At 40.9% G+C, this 18966-nt stretch carries 15 protein-coding genes; 3 read left to right on the plus strand and 12 right to left on the minus strand.

The genetic code is table 11. The annotated features are described in order from the left end of the window. Positions 1 to 151: 151 nt before the first annotated feature. The 9 genes from MMU07_RS06745 to pdxA all read right to left on the minus strand — a co-directional run bounded on the left by MMU07_RS06745 (position 152) and on the right by pdxA (position 9979). Positions 152 to 1207 carry a hypothetical protein gene (locus tag MMU07_RS06745; RefSeq protein ID WP_241125088.1) on the minus strand — a complete coding sequence of 352 codons (1056 nt, stop codon included), beginning with the start codon at positions 1205 to 1207 and terminating at the stop codon, positions 152 to 154. Positions 1208 to 1362: 155 nt separating this feature from the next. Continuing rightward, a complete protein-coding gene (locus tag MMU07_RS06750) occupies positions 1363 to 3996 on the minus strand; it encodes a valine--tRNA ligase (protein ID WP_241125089.1) in 2634 nt (877 codons plus the stop codon). A gap of 187 nt (positions 3997 to 4183) precedes the next feature. Continuing rightward, a complete protein-coding gene (gene accC / locus MMU07_RS06755; RefSeq protein WP_241125090.1) occupies positions 4184 to 5533 on the minus strand; it encodes an acetyl-CoA carboxylase biotin carboxylase subunit in 1350 nt (449 codons plus the stop codon). A 27-nt stretch (positions 5534 to 5560) separates the two neighbouring features. After that, positions 5561 to 6037, minus strand: coding sequence for an acetyl-CoA carboxylase biotin carboxyl carrier protein (gene accB, locus MMU07_RS06760; protein WP_241125091.1), 477 nt, complete (start codon positions 6035 to 6037; stop codon positions 5561 to 5563). 106 nt (positions 6038 to 6143) lie between these two features. Then, positions 6144 to 6707, minus strand: coding sequence for an elongation factor P (gene efp / locus MMU07_RS06765; protein ID WP_241125092.1), 564 nt, complete (start codon positions 6705 to 6707; stop codon positions 6144 to 6146). A gap of 27 nt (positions 6708 to 6734) precedes the next feature. Next, positions 6735 to 7733 carry a beta-ketoacyl-ACP synthase III gene (locus tag MMU07_RS06770; protein ID WP_241125093.1) on the minus strand — a complete coding sequence of 333 codons (999 nt, stop codon included), beginning with the start codon at positions 7731 to 7733 and terminating at the stop codon, positions 6735 to 6737. A 276-nt stretch (positions 7734 to 8009) separates the two neighbouring features. Further along, entirely contained in the window at positions 8010 to 8201 is a 192-nt protein-coding gene (gene rpmF, locus MMU07_RS06775) for a 50S ribosomal protein L32 (RefSeq protein WP_241125094.1), read from the minus strand. 17 nt (positions 8202 to 8218) lie between these two features. Continuing rightward, a complete protein-coding gene (locus MMU07_RS06780) occupies positions 8219 to 8788 on the minus strand; it encodes a YceD family protein (RefSeq protein WP_241125095.1) in 570 nt (189 codons plus the stop codon). Positions 8789 to 8950: 162 nt separating this feature from the next. Continuing rightward, positions 8951 to 9979 (minus strand): 4-hydroxythreonine-4-phosphate dehydrogenase PdxA, encoded by a 1029-nt coding sequence (gene pdxA / locus MMU07_RS06785; RefSeq protein ID WP_241125096.1) that lies wholly within the window; start codon positions 9977 to 9979, stop codon positions 8951 to 8953. 196 nt (positions 9980 to 10175) lie between these two features. Between pdxA and rsmA the strand changes: the two genes are divergently transcribed. From rsmA to MMU07_RS06800, 3 genes are all read left to right on the plus strand, one after another. Continuing rightward, a complete protein-coding gene (gene rsmA, locus MMU07_RS06790) occupies positions 10176 to 10958 on the plus strand; it encodes a 16S rRNA (adenine(1518)-N(6)/adenine(1519)-N(6))-dimethyltransferase RsmA (protein WP_241125097.1) in 783 nt (260 codons plus the stop codon). After that, complete coding sequence (mgtE, locus tag MMU07_RS06795) at positions 10946 to 12313, plus strand: magnesium transporter (RefSeq protein WP_241125098.1); 1368 nt, start codon at positions 10946 to 10948, stop codon at positions 12311 to 12313. The genes rsmA and mgtE overlap by 13 nt, the downstream gene beginning before the upstream one ends. Before the next feature lie 258 nt (positions 12314 to 12571). Next, entirely contained in the window at positions 12572 to 14479 is a 1908-nt protein-coding gene (locus tag MMU07_RS06800) for a sialate O-acetylesterase (protein WP_241125099.1), read from the plus strand. 30 nt (positions 14480 to 14509) lie between these two features. Here the strand turns inward: MMU07_RS06800 and MMU07_RS06805 are convergent, their stop codons facing one another. From MMU07_RS06805 to aceK, 3 genes are all read right to left on the minus strand, one after another. Continuing rightward, entirely contained in the window at positions 14510 to 15871 is a 1362-nt protein-coding gene (locus tag MMU07_RS06805) for a DUF5723 family protein (protein WP_241125100.1), read from the minus strand. A 71-nt stretch (positions 15872 to 15942) separates the two neighbouring features. Then, entirely contained in the window at positions 15943 to 17049 is a 1107-nt protein-coding gene (locus tag MMU07_RS06810) for a DUF6920 family protein (protein WP_241125101.1), read from the minus strand. A 139-nt stretch (positions 17050 to 17188) separates the two neighbouring features. Next, positions 17189 to 18916 (minus strand): bifunctional isocitrate dehydrogenase kinase/phosphatase, encoded by a 1728-nt coding sequence (aceK, locus tag MMU07_RS06815; RefSeq protein ID WP_241125102.1) that lies wholly within the window; start codon positions 18914 to 18916, stop codon positions 17189 to 17191. Between the last annotated feature and the right edge of the window lie 50 nt (positions 18917 to 18966).

The following is an 18966-nucleotide window of genomic DNA, read 5'->3' on the forward strand; positions in this document are numbered from 1 at the left end:
TAGAAATGCGGCTTTGCCGCATTTCTACCACCCCCCCCTCTGATCTCACGATATCCGTTCACCGAGCTTGCCGAGGTGGAGAAAAATGATATTTGGCTACTGGTATAAAAGCGGATAATCATATTTCAATTTTACAATTTTCCAATCATTTTTAAACCGGTTCCACCAAAATCTCAAAATCATCGAAAAATGCCTCTCCTTTTGTCCCCGGCATCATTACTGCAAAGGGTAAAATAAATATTGTCTTTCTTGTAAAATTTGGTAGTCTCAATTCCAAAACATGGTTTTCCAGCTTTCCATTTACAGGATTAGGTTCTGTAGTTAAGGTGTGAGATTCATTTGTCGTAGCTCCAGTTGTACCGATCTTGGTATCGTAAACCCTCATAGCGATAGCTACTCCTGGACCTTCAAGATTTTCTGCGTTAACTTTAGTACGCAATATAACTGTGGCCCCTTCAGGAATATTTGGCATTTCTAACTCTTTGTAGATATAGCCTGTTTTTTGACCGGTACCTGTGGACGAAATCACCAAAAACGTGGTGCTGAATGAATTTGGATGAATCCCTCTTGAAACTTGGTATCTGCCATTGTCATTGGAAAATCTCCACAAAGGGTCAGACAAATCGTTTTTAAAAAAAACAGGATTCTGAGTGAAATTTTGCCTGAAATCTATACACTGTTCATTGGCTGCTAACCGGTCAAACAATTCGTCTATATAATATTCCCTCAGTTCAGGCTCATTTTCCTTATAGATATTGAAATTATTGAAGGTAATAGACATCATTGACAATGGCTTTCCATTACACATCAGAGCATTATCAGGTTGTAAATTTAAAAAAGCACGCCCCATTAAATGGAAAAACAGGTTTTCTCTTTCAATATCTGTTTTATTGGCCCAATCACAAAGGCCGGGAGATTTTGAGATTTGTATGGTTCTTTTACCGGAAACAGGATGTTTGATAAATCCAAATCCCCAATACTCTGATCCATCCGGGTTCTTAATTTCATCTACATAGACAAGGTCTAAATTAGAAAAATCAAAATTATAGCCTCTAAGTTTCGCTTCTACTTCAAATTTGTCAAGAAAAATTTTTAGATCAGGAAACTCTTCCCTGCTTATATTCGGAATATTGTCTTCAGATTGATCACAGGCTTGAAAGCCTAATAGCACTACCAAAATTAAAACGAGATTGAAAGAATATCTCATGGCTAACGGGTTTTATGGTATAAAATACTATATCGTACGGTTAAATTTGGATTTGAGTTTTAAAAATAGGATTTATGGATTCAAAAAAAATCCCGCTACCCAAATTAAATTTGGATAGCGGGATTTTTTTTGACTTTGAAGCTTCAAAGAAAATATTAGGACAATTTCGCCAGCGATTCTTCCAAAGCTTTGATTTTGGCTTCGGCATCTGCAAGTTTTTTCCTTTCCACCTCTATCACCTGTGGAGGAGCGCCGGCCACAAACCGCTCATTGCTGAGTTTTTTGAGTACAGTATTCAAAAATCCTTTGGCGTACTCCAGCTCTTTTTGAAGCGTTTCTTTTTCTTTTTCGACATCCAGTTTGTCACCCATCGGGATAAAACATTCATCCGACTTCACCACAAAACTCATCGCATTGTCAACTTTTTCACCAAAAGAAAGCTCGGATAAGTTTGCCAGTTTTTTCAATACGGCTTCGAAATTCCTGTAAAGTACTTCCTGATTGGTGTTTACAGTCAGGGAAAATGATTCTTTGGGAGATATTCCTTTGGAAGCCCTTGTATTTCTTACCTGCGATACCACCTCAAAAATCTGAGAAGCATCAGTTATCAGCTTGGAATCAAAATCTTTGGGCTTGGGCCATGCAGTGATAATCAGTGCTTCTTCTTTTTTCCGATCCTTGATCTGATGCCAAAGTTCTTCTGTCAGGAATGGCATAAATGGATGAAGGATTTTCAGGATATCTTCAAAGAATGCGATTGTCTTGTCGAAGGTTTTTTGGTCAATTGGCTGCTGATAGGCAGGCTTAATCATCTCGAGGTACCAAGAGCAGAAGTCGTCCCATACAAGCTTGTAGGTAGCCATCAGAGCGTCTGAGATCCTGAACTTCTGAAAGTGTTCCTCGATTTCGGTCAGGGCTTCATTGAACCTGTTTTCAAACCAGGTTATAGCAGCCTCATTTTCTTTTCCATCAAGTTTGGGATCAATTTCCCATCCCTGTACCAATCGGTATGCATTCCATATTTTATTGGAAAAATTCCTTCCCTGTTCCACCAGTTTTTCATCAAAAGGCAGGTCATTTCCCGCAGGAGAGCTAAACAGCATTCCTGTCCTTACTCCATCAGCGCCAAAGGTTTTGATAAGTTCGAGTGGATCCGGCGAATTACCAAGAGACTTGGACATTTTTCTACCGAGTTTGTCCCGCACGATTCCTGTCAGGTAGACATTACTGAAAGGTTTTTGTCCGGTGTACTCATATCCTGCAATGATCATACGTGCTACCCAAAAGAAAAGAATTTCAGGTGCTGTCACCAGGTCATTGGTAGGGTAGTAGTATTTAAGGTCTTCATTTTTCTGGCCGGTGGTAAATATGTCGGTATCAAAAACCGATATCGGCCAAAGCCATGAAGAAAACCAGGTATCCAAGACATCCTCATCTTGCTTCAATTCTTCCAAAGAATAGGAAGTATTGAATTTTTCATTAGCCATTTCCAGAGCTTGGTCTTTTGTTTTTGCAACCACATATTCTCCATTTGGAAGGTAAAAAGCCGGTATTTGATGACCCCACCAGAGTTGGCGTGAGATACACCAATCACGGACATTTTCCATCCAGGAGCGGTACATATTTTTAAACTTGGGAGGATGGAGTTGGATAATGTCTTCCATCACCGAACTCAGGGCAGGTTTGGTGATGTCTTCCATTTTCAAAAACCACTGCAAAGAAAGTTTCGGCTCTATAACCGCATCGGTTCTCTCTGAGTGTCCTACATTGGATTTGTAATCCTCAATTTTTTCAAGTTGACCGGCTTCATCCAAAAGCTTGGCAATTTTCTTCCTTGCTATAAAACGGTCTTCACCAATCAGAATTTGGGCTTTTTCGTTCAATGTCCCATCATCATTTAGGATATCGATGACAGGCAGTTTGTGTTTGATCCCCAATTCATAATCATTGATATCATGGGCCGGAGTGACTTTCAGGCAGCCCGTACCAAATTCCATATCCACATACTCATCCTCAACGATCGGGATGGTTCGGTTGATAAGTGGGATGATGGCTTTTTTTCCTTTTAGGTGGGAGAATCTTGGATCATTTGGATTGATGCAAATGGCCACATCGGCCATGATTGTTTCGGGTCGGGTAGTGGCGATGGTCAGGAATTGATCTTCGGTTCCTTCTATTTTGTATTTGATGTAATACAGCTTTGAGGCAATTTCTTTCATGATCACCTCGTCATCCGAAAGGGCAGTTTTGCCCTGTGGATCCCAATTGACCATGCGGATGCCACGATAGATTTTTCCTTTTTTGTGCAGATCCACAAATACCGAAATCACCGCATCGCTCAGGTCAGCATCCATGGTGAATTTGGTCCTGTCCCAATCGCAGGAAGCTCCCAATTTCTTCAGTTGTTCCAGGATGATACCGCCATATTTTTCTTTCCATTCCATGGCGTATCTAAGGAATTCCTCCCTAGATATATTTTTTTTGTCAATACCCCTTTCCCTGAGCATGGAGACGACTTTGGCTTCTGTAGCAATAGAGGCATGGTCAGTACCGGGTACCCAACATGCGTTTTTGCCTTCCATACGGGCTTTTCTGATCAAAACATCCTGAATAGTATTGTTCAGCATGTGCCCCATGTGCAATACTCCTGTGACATTGGGAGGAGGAATTACGATGGTATATGGCTCTTTACTATGGTCTACTTTTGAAGAGAAAAATTTATTTTCCATCCAATAGGCATACCATTTTGATTCGGCTGCTTCAGGACTGTATTTGGTAGCTAATGACATATTTCAATGGAGGTGTTTGATGACTTCAGCCTGCAAAATTAACAGAAAATCCTTAGCCAAGATGGATTGATTCCGAATTTGCCGGATAAATGAGTCTTGGATACTTTGAAAATTTTTGTAGGCGAATTGAAAAAACAAAACCGGAGAATCTTCCCCGGTCTTGTTAAAAATTTTGGAAATGGTATTTTTATTTTTTGATAACTGAGAAGTCGAAGGTCTCCAAAAACTTGGTTGTATAGTTACCGTTTCTGAATTCAAAATCATCCAATAAAGCGATGTGGAAAGGGATGGTGGTTTTGATACCGTCAATGACAAATTCTTCCAAGGCTCTTTTCATCCTTACAATCACTTCTTCTCTTGTTTGGCCACTCACAATAAGTTTGGCTATCATGGAGTCATAGTTTGGTGGGATTACATACCCTGCATAGACATGGCTATCCACTCTTACGCCTCTTCCACCGGGCATATGAAGATTTAATATTTTGCCGGGGCTTGGTCTAAAACCGTTGGATGGATCTTCAGCGTTGATCCTACATTCCATGGCATAAAGTTTTGGAATGTAATTTTTTCCGGATATTTTTTCACCGGCGGCGACCTTTATCTGTTCTTTGATCAAGTCAAAATCAGTCACCTCTTCCGTAATGGGATGCTCTACTTGGATACGGGTGTTCATTTCCATGAAATAGAAGTTCCGGTGTTTGTCCACCAAAAATTCCACAGTCCCGGCGCCTTCATAAGCGATGGCTTCAGCACCTTTGACAGCGGCCTTGCCCATGGCTTCCCTAAGCTCATCCGTCATGAATGGAGAAGGGGTTTCTTCCAATAATTTTTGGTGTCTTCTTTGGATAGAGCAGTCCCTTTCGGATAAATGACAAGCTTTTCCATTGCTGTCACCGACAATTTGAATTTCGATATGCCTAGGTTCTTCTACGTATTTTTCGAGGTATAAAGCATCATTCCCAAAGGCAGCACCTGATTCTTGGCGTGCATCATCCCAGGATTTTTTGAATTCACTTTCATTTCTTACTATCCTCATTCCGCGTCCACCACCGCCGGCAGTAGCTTTCAGAATGACCGGATAACCCATTTCCTTGGCTATTTTTATTCCCTGCTCGATGGAATCCAATAACCCCTCAGATCCCGGAATGGTAGGTACTCCGGCTTCTTTCATGGTTGCTTTGGCTGTAGCCTTGTCTCCCATTTTATTGATCATCTCAGGACTGGCCCCGATGAATTTGATTCCATATTCTTCACAAATTCTGGAGAATTCAGCATTCTCGGACAAGAACCCATACCCAGGGTGAATGGCGTCAGCATTGGTTATTTCTGCCGCTGCGATGATTCTTGGTATATTGAGGTACGAATCCCTGCTTGGAGGAGGACCGATGCATACAGCTTCGTCAGCAAAGCGAACATGAAGGCTGTCCTTGTCAGCAGTTGAATATACTGCGACGGTTTTGATGCCCATCTCCTTGCAGGTTCTGATTACCCTAAGGGCAATTTCTCCTCTGTTGGCGATTAATATTTTTTTAAACACAGTCTAATCAGGTTAGTGAAACAAAAATTATCCCGCAGGATCAACCAAGAAAAGTGGTTGATCATATTCAACCGGAGTTGCATTGTCCACCAATACCTTCACGATTTTTCCAGAAACTTCAGATTCGATTTCGTTGAAAAGCTTCATAGCCTCAATGATACAAACTGTCTGTCCTGCAGATACAGAGTCTCCTACAGACACAAAAGGATCCGCATCAGGATTCGATGTACGGTAGAAAGTTCCGATCATTGGAGACTTGATCTCTATGAGACGGGAAGTATCCTCTTTTGCCGGAGCAGCTGCAGGTACAGCTGCAGCAGGGATAGCCACAGGTGCAGCATGTGCTACAGGAGCAGGTGCAGCAGGTGCCGCTTCAAATTTTACAGTAGGAGCTTCAGAGTACTTTTTGATGGAAAGTTTGAATTCTTCCGTTTCAATTTTCACCTCGGCTAGGCCGGAGTTGGAGATGAAGTCTATTAAATCCTGGATTTCTTTTGCTTTCATGATTTGTTTTTTTGTTAAAACCCTCTTCTGTATTTGGGTTGAGGCTTGATTTGGTATAAAAACAAACAAGCTATGTAATTTAGGCAAATCACATAGCTTATTAAAATTATTTTACTCTTTCGGAATAAGAACCGTCTCTCGTATCCACTTTGATCATAATGTCCTGCTCGACAAACAAAGGAACCATCACGATTGCACCTGTTTCCAGTGTAGCTGGTTTTGATGCATTGGTCGCAGTGTCACCTTTGATACCTGGTTCGGTGTAGGTAATCATCAACTCCACAAAAGGAGGAAGCTCGACAGAGATGGGTGTTTCCGTTTCGGCATGCACCAAAATATCCACTGTCTGACCTTCTTTGAGCAATTTGGGTCTTTCGATAAGTTTTTCTTGGATGGAGATTTGTTCGAAATTTTCGGTATCCATGAAATTATAACCCAAGTCATCCTGATAAATAAATTGGTGGGGTCTTTTTTCCACTCTAGCAGTAGTGACTTTTTCTCCTGCCGTATAAGTTTTGTCCAAAACTTTTCCTGAGGTAAGACTTTTCAATTTGGTTCTTACGAATGCGCCACCTTTTCCTGGTTTGACATGTTGGAAATCTACAATTGTGAAGATGTCGTTATTCATTTCCAGACACAATCCGGTTTTGAAATCTGCAGTACTTGCCATTATTATATTTTGGTTTATTATTATTGGTTATTTGGAGTCATATCCCCACTTCAGGTAAATCGAACCCCAGGTAAATCCACCGCCAAAAGCAGCTAGAATAACATTATCTCCTTTTTTGAGTTTTGATTCATAATCCCAGAGACACAAAGGCAGCGTCCCCGCAGTGGTATTCCCGTATTTTTCAATGTTGAGCATTACTTTGTCAGGTCCGATCCCCATCCTGTTGGCAGTGGCGTCAATGATGCGCTTGTTTGCTTGATGGGGCACAAGCCAAGAAATATCTTCAGCCGTAAGGTTATTTCTCTCCATGATTTCTGCACTTACCTCAGCCATATTGGTGACAGCAAATTTGAAAACGGAAGCTCCTTCCTGAAAGGCATAATGCTCTCTTGCTGCGATGGTTTCTAAAGTTGCAGGCTTGCGGCTGCCTCCGGCTTTCATATGCAGGTATGGTGCTCCTGAGCCGTCAGAGTGAAGGAGAGAGTCCATGACCCCCACGTTTTCGGTAGTTGGTTCCAATAAGACGGCACCACCGCCATCACCAAAGATGATACAAGTAGCCCTGTCTTGGTAATCAATGATGGAAGACATTTTATCCGCACCAATGATGATGACCTTTTTATGCATTCCAGTTTCGATAAACTGGCTTCCGATGGTAAGTGCATAGAGAAATCCCGAACAGGCGGCGGAGATGTCAAAGCTGTAGCTATTTACTGCGCCGACTCCGTCAGCAATGATGTTGGCAGTAGCTGGAAATGGCATGTCCGGGGTCACCGTGGCACAGATAATCAGGTCGATGTCCTTGGGATTGGTATTGGTTTTTTTCAAAAGTTCATTGACTGCATTGATGCCAATAATTGAAGTCCCTTTGTCCTCACCTTTGAGAATCCTTCTTTCTTTTATACCTGTTCTTGTGACAATCCATTCATCGTTGGTATCCACCATGGTTTCCAATTCACGGTTGGTCAAGATATAATCAGGTACCCAACCTTGGACTCCCGTAATGACTGCTCTGGTTTTTTTCATTCAAATTTTGTTTGAAACCCTAAGGTAGGTTGAATTATCCTAAACCATCAGGCTTTGTTGTGGTGTTGAAATCTTTCCTTGTGGAGACTTTCAGATTTCCGTTCAAGGCGACAAAATTATCTAAAATGTGCTTTTCCACCAAAGGTTTTTGGTTTTAGAATAACAGGATTGACAAATAGCCCTTTTTGGGCTATTCAAGTTTGATTTTGTCGAAAATAAAAATCCATCCCAAAACTATTCGGGATGGATTTAAATAAAATAAATATTTTATTACGCTTAAGCAAGAGCCTCTTTTTCCATGATAACCTGTCCTTTGTAGTACAGTTTGCCATCAAGCCAAAAAGCTCTGTGAGGTAAGTGAAATTCGCCTGTGGTAGGGCATTGTGCAAGACCTGGAGCTGTCAACTTATAGTGAGTTCTTCTTTTGTCTCTTCTGGTTTTCGAAATTTTTCGTTTAGGATGTGCCATCTCTATACTATTTTAGATTATTCTTTTTTCTTTAATTTATTTAATATTTCCCATCTGGGATCGGCCGGTTTTTCTTGATGACTTTCCTCATCTGAATCATCGGATTCTATTTCTTCTTCTTCTGAAAGGTAAATCAAACTCCCTTCCTCATCAAAATCATCCTCATCCGTCTCATCCATGTAATCAGGATGGATTTTTTTGGCCGGAATGGCCAAAAGGATGAACTCGTAAATCAGCTGGGCGACGTTGATACTTGGGGTATCTTTTGTGATCATGAAAACATCTTCACTGATCTCCTGCACCATCGGGCCGTACTTGTAAATGACTTTTTCGGTCAGCTCCAAAGTATAGTCAAATTCCTCCAAGCTTCTGTCACAGGTCAAACCCACTGTACCGCTGATATCAAAATCCACTTCCATCACAGAAACGGTTTTGTTAACATCTACAATAACCTTGATATTGGCTCCGTTGACCCAATCTTCAGCCTCGAAATATTTAAAAAACTCATTGCTCACTTCAAATGCGAAAGAATGCTTTCCATCCTTTAATTTGATGACGTCAATATCGTAGTTTCTTAAGAATTTCACGTACCTCCTGCTATTTCAAGACCGCAAATTTAGGCAAATGCTTTAGAAAAATAAAATTTGGCGTAAAATTATTTTGGAAAGGATAAAGGATGAAGTCGGAAGGATGAGTTTTTTCATTTTCCTCAACATTATTCAATTCGCAAATTATTCATTTTCAATTAATTACCCTTCCTCTTCATCTTCCCAATTTCCCTTGAGTCGGATGATGTCATAAGCCTGCATGATAGCAGCCCTCATCGAACCCTCATCAGCCTGGTTTTTGCCTGCGATATTGTAAGCAGTGCCATGGTCGGGAGAGGTACGAATGATAGGCAGTCCCGCTGTGAAGTTTACACCTGACTCAAATGCCTGTGACTTGAACGGAATGAGGCCTTGGTCATGGTACATAGCCAAGACTCCGTCGAATTTCTTTTGATGCATCATTCCAAAAAAACCATCTGCCGAATAGGGGCCAAAAACCAAATGGCCTTTGTCTTTATATTCCTTGATCAGTGGTTTGATGATGTTTTCTTCCTCATCACCCAAAAGGCCTTCTTCACCTGCATGAGGGTTCAGGCCCAAGACCGCTATTTTTGGTTTTGAAATGCCGAAGTCGTCTTTGAGCGATTTCAGCATGATATTGAGCTTGGATTTTATTTTTTCAGCCGTGACGTTTTTGGCTACATCTTTAAGGGGTATATGGCCGGTTACCAATCCAACCCTGATGCCATCAGCTACCAAAAACATCAGACTATCTTTGCTTCCAAATGCCTCAGTCAAGTATTCGGTGTGTCCCACAAATTTCTTTTCGGGGCTGTTGATATTATTTTTGTTCAATGGTGCGGTGACCAAAGCCTCAATCTTGTTGTCTTTGAGGTCTTTGATCGCATGGTCAAGAGCTGTGAGTGCAAGTTTGCCTGCTTCATGGGTTTCCATTCCGGGAATTACCTCTGGACTTTCCTCCACGACGTTGATGACATTTATCTTTTTGTGATGGACTTCCTCTATGCTTTTGATTTGCATAAAGTTGAAGTCCTCGATGCCGAGGTGTTTTCTATAAAAAGTAAGGGCTTTACCATGCGCATAAATCACCGGAGTGACGAGTTTGATAAGCCTATTGTCTAAAAGTGCCTTGATGGTGACCTCAGCACCAATGCCGTTAATGTCTCCAATACTGATGCCAAGGACCGGTTTATTTTTTCTTTGGTTCATTAAAATTTATCGAATACTGTTGGTTATTGATTTAGATTTATGGTTCTCAAAACTTCGAAAATCTTCTTTTTTGGGTTAAGAATTATTATCAAAGCCAGAAAAAACGCCACACTGCCATTTTAAATAATTGTAGGGCTTTGTGATAATTCTCTTATTTTTGACACGCAATTTAGATAAAATAATTAGAGTATACCGCATGGAAAAGGTCAAACCCAAAAAACACCTTGGACAGCATTTCCTGATAGATTTGGGGATTGCTGAGAATATTGCCAAGGCCATCACGGGCCATGGAGGCATTAGCAAAGTCCTTGAGATTGGTCCGGGAATGGGGGTATTGACCGATTTTCTCTTGAAAGAAAAATGGGACCTTTACCTTGTCGATATTGACCGGGAATCGATCAAATACCTGAGGGAGAAATATCCTGAGATGGGAGAGAAAATCATAGAGGCAGATTTTTTGAGAAAAGATTTTGCCACCATCATGCAGGAACCTTATGCTATCATCGGCAATTTCCCCTACAACATTTCCTCGCAGATTCTTTTTAATGTATTGGACCAAAGGAATCAGGTGACGGAGGTGGTCTGTATGTTGCAAAAAGAGGTGGCTCAACGCATCGCTTCGCCAAAAGGAAATAAAGATTATGGTATTCTGTCAGTATTGTTGCAGGCGTTTTATGATATTGAGTATCTTTTTTCTGTACCTCCGGGGGTATTCAATCCCCCGCCAAGAGTAAATTCGGGAGTGATCAGATTGAAAAGAAATGTAGTAAAAAAATTAGACTGTGATGAAAAACTATTTATCAGAGTCGTAAAGCAGGGTTTTGGGACAAGAAGAAAAACTTTAAGAAATTGTTTAAAATCCTTTGGGCTTTCTGAAGAGCTTACCAAAGATCCCATCATGGATCAAAGAGCAGAGCAGTTGGATGTTCAGGAATTTATCGGACTTACGCTAAAAATACAGGAATCTTGGAACCAATAAAATCATTTGAACTTTCCAAAGAATATCTGGAGAGCCTTCAGGACAGCATTGAAATCCAAAACAACGATTTCATCATTGAGTCCTTTGAGGGTGCCAATGTGGCGGATATTGCCTCCTTGTTGGACGAACTCAATATGGACGAGGCTATCTATGTTTTGAGATTGCTTCCGGCCACTACTGCAGCAGATATCTTGATAGAGTTGGATGAAGCTTCTTTGATTCAGGTAATCCGCGAATTGGAAACTACCGAATTGGCAGGACTGATTGATCAGATGGAATCTGATGATGCCGCAGATATCCTCATCCTGATGCCTACCAAGGACAGGGAAAACGTCATCAGCCACCTTCAGGAAAGAGAAAAGTCTGCCAATATCCTTGACCTTCTCCGCTATGACGAAGATTCAGCAGGCGGTTTGATGGCCAAGGAATTTATTCGGGCCAATAAAAACTGGAATGTTGTTCAGACTATCGAAGAAATTCGAAGGCAGGCAGAAAAAGTGGAGAAAATCTATTCCATCTATGTGGTGGACAACAGACAGCACCTGCTTGGTAGGGTCTCTCTCAAAAAAATTATCCTTGCTTCTGCAGACACTAAGATTTCAGACATCTATGAGCCGGAGCTTATTTCCATACCCACTCATATGGAAGGTGAGGAAGTAGCTGAAATCATGCGTCGCTATGACTTGGAATCGGTACCTGTGGTAAATGCAAAAAACCGCCTTGTCGGTAGGATTACAGTCGATGATATTTTGGATTTGATCAGAGAACAATCCGAAGAGGATATACAGGCAATGACGGGTATCTCTGCAGACGTGGAGGAATCGGATTCCATATTTAGGATTTCCAAAGCCAGGCTGCCTTGGCTGCTGATCGGTGTTATCGGCGGATTGATGGGTGCCAAAATCATAGGGTTTTTTGAAGTGGGCTTGAGCAAATACATAGCATTGGCTTCTTTTATCCCCTTGGTGGCGGCGACAGGTGGGAATGTTGGGATTCAGTCTTCTTCATTGGTAGTACAGTCGCTTGCTTCCAAATCCGTTTTTGATGACACGCCTTGGCAAAGATTTGTCAAGGGCTTGTTGATCGCCTTGGTCAATGGGGTGGTTCTGGCATCTTTCGTGTTTTTGGTGGTGGTTTTTATCTACCGTTTTGATACCGTTTTTGGCTTTACAATAGGCCTAGCCATGTTTTGTGTTGTATTGCTTTCGTCTTTTATGGGAACCATCACTCCTTTGGTTTTAGACAGGTTTGGGATCAATCCAGCCATTGCCTCGGGACCATTTATCACTACCGCCAATGACCTTTTAGGTTTGTCGGTTTATTTTGGTGTGGCGATGCTTTTGCTAAAGTTGTAATATTCTTCTGAACAAGGGAATTTAGGTTTTATGGGTATCCGCAATGTTGCACGTTGGGCAATAGGAGGTTGTATCGAATGCGGATACTCATCCATAGACGAAAGTCCACTGTCCATTGGGTGTTTAATGGCTCCTCCAACAAATTATTGTTTGGCTACGTGCAAGAAAGCGGATACACATATAAGGTTTTTACGAATTTCCTTGACACAATTTCACTGATTAAATAATTTCGTCTATTCCCTAAATTAAACTGTCCTCATGTTAAAATCTATTTTCAAGGCCACGCTCATTCTATGTGCATTGGCTGTTTGTTCTTGCCAATCTAATGAACCTCTGACGGAAGTTTTTATGCCAAAATTTTTTGCCGACCATATGGTTTTCCAAAGAAACCAACCCATCAGGGTTTGGGGAGACGGTACTCCCAATAAAAGGGTGGTCGCCAAATTCAACAATCAGGAAAAAGAAACCAAAATAGACAATGAGGGCTTTTGGATGATTGAGTTTGACCCATTGCCTGCCTCTGGACCCTTTCAACTTGATGTCAACGGAAAAAAAATTCGGGATATACAAGTCGGAGATGTGTGGGTAGCAGGTGGGCAATCCAATATGGAGTGGGTGATGAGTGCCCAGGTCGAAGGACTACAGGAAGAAATCGCAGACAGCGATTATCCCTTGATCCGTTTTTTCAAAATCCCCCATGACTATGATGCCAAAGTAAAAACAGACGTCAGGGGAGGGGAATGGAGAATGGCCAATTCTGACAATATCCTTAATTTTTCGGCTGTTGCATGGTTTTTTGCTAAGAAGAACCACCTCGAGAAAGGCGTTCCAATCGGTATAATTGAAAGTAATTGGGGAGGAACACCCGCTGAAGGATGGACTTCAACAGAAAAATTGATTGACCTGCCACCTTATCAGGTAAAGGCAAAAGACTTGATTGAAAGAAATGACTTTTGGATTCAGGAAATCATTGACAACAAAGTCCGTGAACTCAAAAGAAATGAGCTTGTCATAGCACCTCAAAATGGAGAAATCAAGGGCGTGGTTAACACCAACTTTGATGACAGCGATTGGCAGACTGTGAATCTTCCCTCAGACAATCCATTTTCTGATATTGCCTGGTTTCGCAAAAAATTTACCCTTACTGATATTGATAATGCGACTCTGAATCTGGGGGATATCCAACAGATGGCTTATATCTATCTTAACGGTGGAAGGCTATTGTTTAAAGATTATGGAGATGCTGTAAAAGAGTTTACGCTTCCGGCCGGAATGGTAGTCAAAGGAGAAAATTTGTTGGTGGTGAGGATCGTAAACACATGGAACAACTCGCCGGTATTGGGCAAAAGCGGAGAATTTTTTATCAAATCCGGCGGGAAGAAAATATCATTGGAGGGAGAATGGAAATACAGCAATAGGATAGAGGAAGAAATACCAAAGGTGGAATGGTACAATTGGCTTCCAGGAATGATGTACAATGCCATGATCGCACCGATCGTTAAATACCCTATTATGGGCGTGATTTGGTATCAGGGTGAAAGTAATGTGGGGGAACATCAACATTACAAGCGGCTTTTTAGCACCATGATCCAAGACTGGAGGGAAGCTTGGGGAATCGGAGATTTTCCATTTTTGTATGTCCAACTAGCCAATTTTATGGAAAGGAAAGATGTTCAGCCTGATTCTAATTGGGCACATTTGAGGGAAGCACAAACCCAAACCTTAGAACTACCCAATACAGGAATGGCAGTCACCATAGACGTAGGAAATGCCGCTGATATCCATCCAAGAAACAAGAAGGATGTAGGTTATAGATTGTGGCAGTCTGCCAAAAAAGTTGCGTATGGAGAAGATGTCATCCATACTGGTCCTATATTTTCTTCTGCCGAAAAGCAAGGTGAAAAAATAATTATCACATTTAATTTTGTCGGGGAGGGCCTGCAACTTACCTCAGGTACGGAGGTCGAGGGTTTTGTCCTTTCGGGTGAAGACGGTCATTTTGAACCTGCAAAAGGTAAAATCATGGGCCCCACCCAAATTGAAGTCTATAGCCCAAAAGTGAAAAATCCGGTTGAAGTCAGGTACGCATGGGCAGACAATCCTGAAGTCAATTTATACAACAGTCTTGGTCTTCCGGCTGTGCCTTTTAGACAAAAAATACAGTAAAAATCCCAACATTTGCGAGAGGTTCAGTACTTAAAGATCTCCGGATGTTTTCTTTCCAAAGCCCCAACTCAAGCCGACCTGCAAGTCGGCTTTTTTTGTATCTGCCATCATTGCCGTCAAAATGGATTGGGAACCAATGAAAAATCCACCAAAACGTAGCCCTAAACCTCCTGTAAATCCAGCTATGTCATAATATCCCCAAGAAGAATAGACTTCAAATTTGCCAAAAACAGCACTTGGAGTCAATGCAATGAGGTTGATGGCGGGAATTTGAAAATTGTTCTCTTTATTTTGGATGAATGTCTGTCCATAGACGCTAATAAAAAACTTATCTGACAATTTCATATCTGCATTTGCTGCCCATACTGTCGGAAGCCCTGCTTGGAAGCCATCATTATTGGATTCTCTAGAGAAATAACCACTTTCCAAAAAATCCCTTTCAATAGTCCTGAAATCTGGTTCCAAAAGGTCTATCCTAAACGATTCACCGTCAGGTATGTTCATTTGGAAAGTTTGGTTATTTTGTCCTGCCCCCAATGTCAAATTGCCTATATTTCTGAAAGCCATGCCTGTGCTCAGCCATATTCCCTTTTCATTTTTCAATTGGTAATTGAAACCAATATCAAATCCCACCCCCGACAATTTTCCAAAGTTTATATTGTTATAATCGATGTTAAAATTTCTTGTGTCTACCACAGATTCATTGTAAGAAATATTCACTGTACCCTGGGCATTTGTCAAAGTAACGGCAGATTGATCGACCACCAGAGTCCCTCTGAGATTGCCAACTCCCAAATTGGTATAACCTGTCGGGAACAGTAATTTGATATTCGTTCCGACAGAAAATTTACTTTTTGGGGTATTCCATATTTCTCTCCCTATGACAATTCCTGATTCAAACCAGGTTGCAAAGTTCGCCCTTTGGTTGTTTGGGTTATTGATTGCAAAGCGTAAAACTTCAATACTGATTTCATTTTCTGTCACGTATCTTCCTAACTCAGGGTTAATATTCAGAATGGTGGCCCTGCTTTGAATTTGGGATATAAGTCCAAAAGCCCACTTACCTTTTTTCATACCAAAGGAAGGAAGGATGATAGATCCATCGGTATTTCCATCCACGGGATCTTCTGCTTTTTCCATCATCGTATTCCAAAGGTCATTTCGGTTCTCTATGGTTTCAGAAAAAGTCAAAGTATTGTTGCCGATAGATGCATTTGCAGCAAAAAACTGAACTTCGACTGTTCGGTACAAGTTGTTGAGTTCTGCAGGGTTCATCATTGCACTTATTATCCCCTTTCTTTGGCTATTTTGGATACCGACATAAGGGAACTGCGCCATAACAGCTACAGGGATCAAAAAAATGACCAACAGTAAAAGTGAATTTTTATTCATTGTGAAAAGGTAAATCCGATGCAAATTAAAAATTAAAATGATTAAGATTGAATATTTCATTGAATAGAATATCAGAAATCCACTTGATTGGGGTTGAAGGTACAATCCTGGATTTCAAATTTTGCCCAAGTCCATTCCCCTGAATCCAGCCTCCAGTTTACCTCGCCGGAGGCAGGCAACATGACACCCTCAAATTCTTTTGTTGAGGTGATATTTACTGTCAATTCGGATCTTTTGGCTTCAGTGCCGCTTCCCTGATATCTTAAAGCAGCAAAACTTTTGGCATGACCATCTTTGTCAAAAGTGAAAATCCCGGATCCCGAAAGGCCATCTAAAGTCATCGTGGCTTTTGCTGTTTGGGGTCCTAAATCCTTCCAAATAATATAATCGCTCAGTGCAGCTGATGGATACCAGACCATCTCTCCCAAGAAGCGCTGCAGCGCAGCCTCATTGATTTGTGGATTAGGGCCGTCATTTGCCACAGCAAAGACAGAAAAAAGTTTGAATACCATTTCTCCTTTCCCTTCTATGAATTTGTCTCTCCCAAAAGCGCTGATTGCGGGCATCATTTCAATTTCGGCACTCCAAACAAATGATGGAGGAGAAACTGTTGAATATTGCTTAGCAGTGGTACTGTACCAATTCTTTTGGTCAGGCTTTAATTTTAACTGATAATTTTGGTTCATAAAGACACTTTGGATGGGAGTTTTTCCAATCATTCCTGAAGCCTTAAGCCAAGTCTGAACCGATTTGGGAAGCGAAGAAATATCCTCATCGGTAATCACTGCAGTCTTTTTTTCCATTACATTTTCCAAAACATAGGCCACTTCTAGTCTGATTTTTTTCTCAAAATCATATTGTGCGAAAGCTATCAGCGACACTACTAGAATCAGAATATTCGGTAGCGTTCCATAAAGAGAATCCTTCCAAAAAATCAGGATGAGAACTTGGGAAATCAGGACACCAATGATCGCTACAAGCCACCAAAGAGGGTTTTTGAAAAATATCATTACTCCTGCTAAAACAAGAATCAGGGTTGCTACCAACCAAAGTAGACCCATTGGTTTGGAAACGGGGTTGGTAATTTCATTTAATTCAGCAAGAAAAAAGGCCTTCATAAAGCCCATTAAATGAATTAGTCCGTGAATCAGGAGTATGATCATGAATAAAATTTTCATGGCTTTCTGGCTTGATGACTCCCCAATTTATCCAGATACTATTTAGGATATCCTGACAGTAGTCAGCTTTTATTGTGATTTTACTTAGTGTCATGGAATGCCTAGATTCTCTAGGTATTTTTTTATCCTTAAGTCATTTTTAAATTTCCTCCATAGGCCGGAATCGAATTTTTTGTGGATAAGAAAATGCATGGACACCCCATCCTGAATTGATTTTCTCTTGTATTTCCTTCCATTTTCCTGGATTGAAAAGTTCTCGGTGGTAATCGAAAAAATACTCTTTGACATCGTGCCTTCCTATCATAAAGCTCTTGAAATCCTGAGGAAAAACATCATTTTGGCCAATGTCATACCATGGTGAGGAGGAATAGATTTGTTCAAAGGTTTCAGGTATTGGTTTCTCCCGGAAGTTCATGTCTGTCAAAAACTCAATTTCATCATAATCATAGAAAATTACCCGTTTTTGTCTCGTCACACCAAAGTTTTTGGTCATCATGTCCCCGGGAAAAATATTTGCTTTGGCCATTTCCAAAATAGAATTCCCGTATTCTTCCACCGCTGACTTTGCATCTTCCGTGGAGCAGTTTTCTAGGTAGATGTTTAGTGGAGTCATCCTTCTTTCGATATAGACATGCTTGAGGATGAGTTCATCAGCAGTTATGTACAAAAGTGAATTGACAGTGCCCTGTAGTTCTTCCAACAGCAAAGGGTCAATCCTATCTAACGGCAAATGAAATTCCTCAAACTCATGCGTATCTGCCATCCTTCCTACCCGGTCATGAAGTCCTACCATCTTGTATTTTTCACGGACTTCCTGTCGTGTCATGGTCTTGGGCGGATCAAAATAATCCTTGATCATCTTAAAAACCACATTATAGGAGGGGAGAGTAAACACCGTCATCACCATCCCCTTGACACCTTCTGCCAAAACAAAATTGTCTTGACTTTGGTGTAGGTGATTTAGAAAATCCCGGTAGAATTCTGTTTTACCATGTTTGTTAAATCCGATAGCATTGTATAGTTCATGGATTTTTTTGTTAGGAATAACAGCATTTAAGAATGAAATCATTTGGGAGGGAATATCAGTCTTAACCATAAAATAAGACCTTGAAAAACTGAAAAGACCTGACATCAGGTTCGGATCAAAGATCATGGTGTCTACAAATACACCTTTTGGACCATTGAGAAAAGGAATTATAAAAGGCATCCATTTACCGCCTATTTTGATTCTGCCGATCACATAGGCTCCTTTATTCCTGTAAAAAACAGACTTCAATACTTGAGTTGTACTGTCGGGAGTTGGAATATACCTGGTCAAAATCACTTCTTTGACGGAATTGATCAAAAATTCCATATCTTCTTGTTTGTTCAGATAAGGAACTCCAAAATCAAAATCTTCCAGGATTTTTTGGATAATTCTCTTTAATCCCCAATCGGAAGGATAGCTGAAATAAAGATTGTCATTTGGATAAATGAGGCAGGAATTATAACCTTCATGGACAAACATCAGGTTTTCATTGATGGCGAGGCCTGAATAAGATTTGCGTATGACGGAGTTGAAGAATGTTTCTGCCAATTCTTTGTCTTTGTTATTGGATATCAGCAGCGAATAATGGGCCTTTGCGGTCTTCCAAAAATCATAGCTGCTGGCATTTTCCAAAAGGATTTCACTCAGAAGTAGACGGGTAGTACTCACTTGGTCTTTATATAGTCGGGGTCTTTTGCGGTGATTTTGCTGCATCGCATTCCAATTCCTTGTTTTAAAAAATGTAGGAGTAAGATCAGTCAATCTATTGAAATCCCTAATGTAGGTGTCAAATCCTTCGAGCAGAAATCGGGCGGTCTTTTCTATCAATTGTGCACTCATAAAAATACCTTTTTTGACCTTTTTGGGTTTGGAAACTATACCAAGCGAGA

Source organism: Cognataquiflexum nitidum, assembly GCF_022538055.1.
Lineage (GTDB): Bacteria > Bacteroidota > Bacteroidia > Cytophagales > Cyclobacteriaceae > Cognataquiflexum > Cognataquiflexum nitidum.